Origin of the sequence: Paenibacillus camerounensis (assembly GCF_000723885.1) — a bacterium.
In the GTDB taxonomy this organism is placed as follows: Bacteria; Bacillota; Bacilli; order Paenibacillales; family Paenibacillaceae; genus Paenibacillus_AQ; species Paenibacillus_AQ camerounensis.
Map to the genome: position 1 here is coordinate 1 of NZ_CCDG010000122.1, position 978 is coordinate 978.

The 978-nt window shown below is 54.2% G+C and carries 1 protein-coding gene; it reads right to left on the reverse strand.

Annotation, left to right across the window (positions count from 1 at the left end; all coding sequences use genetic code 11):
• A partial coding sequence (locus BN3772_RS29770) for a condensation domain-containing protein (RefSeq protein WP_042204348.1) occupies positions 1-978 on the reverse strand: 978 nt, incomplete at both ends.

The following is a 978-nucleotide window of genomic DNA, read 5'->3' on the forward strand; positions in this document are numbered from 1 at the left end:
GTCAGCCGCGAGATCCGGAAGCTCCGGCTTCAGCACCCCGTATCCCAGGCCATGATTCGGAACTTTCCGCAGCATTTCCTTTGTTGCCACAATCATTTCATGCAGCTCTTCATGACATTCGATGACAATCGGATACATGCTTGTAAACCAGCCGACGGTCCGGTCAATTTCCATCTTCGTATGGATTTCTTCCCGGCCGTGGCCCTCCAGTCCAACCGACACAACAGCTTGCCCCGTCAGCCTTTGGACAGACATACCGATGGCGCTGATCAACAGGTCATTTATTTCAGTGTGAAATGCCCTGCCTGCGCGGTGAACCAGTTGCTCCGTTTCTTCTTTACTCAAGGTGATCTCCAGGCTGGCAAATCCGGTAGCATCGGTATGTTCATCAATGGCAATATGGCCCTGTTCCATCTGTGACATGACCTGTTCCCAATACGTCCGTTCTTTTTGAAGCTGACGGCTGCCTTTATAGGCCTCCAGCGCTTCTGCCCATTCCTTGAACGAGGCCGTCTTCGCCGGCAAGCTGATACTCCGGCCTTCCTTCACCTGCTGCAGAGCCGTGCGTAAGTCCTCCTGCAGGATGCGCCACGAAACGCCGTCCACAATCAAATGGTGCAGGCAGAGGAAGAGCAGATTTCTCCCGGCGGTCCGGAACAGTGCCGCTTTCATCAGGGGTCCCCGTTCCAGATCCATACTGCTCTGCAGTTCCGTACAGGCGGCTTCGATCCGGTCCTTCACTTGCACTTCACCCCGGACATCAAGCACCTTTAACTCATACAATTTGCTTTCGCGGCTGCTCAGAATTTCAAGACGGCCCTTCCGGTAGACCGACCGGATGATGTCATGATGCACAGCCAAAGCGGTGAGCACCTTGTGGATTTGGGCTTCATCCACAAGATCAATCTCCAGCATGATATCCTGGTTGAAATGCTGCGGGACGGGAAGCTGCCACAACGCAAACGCCTCTAGGATCGG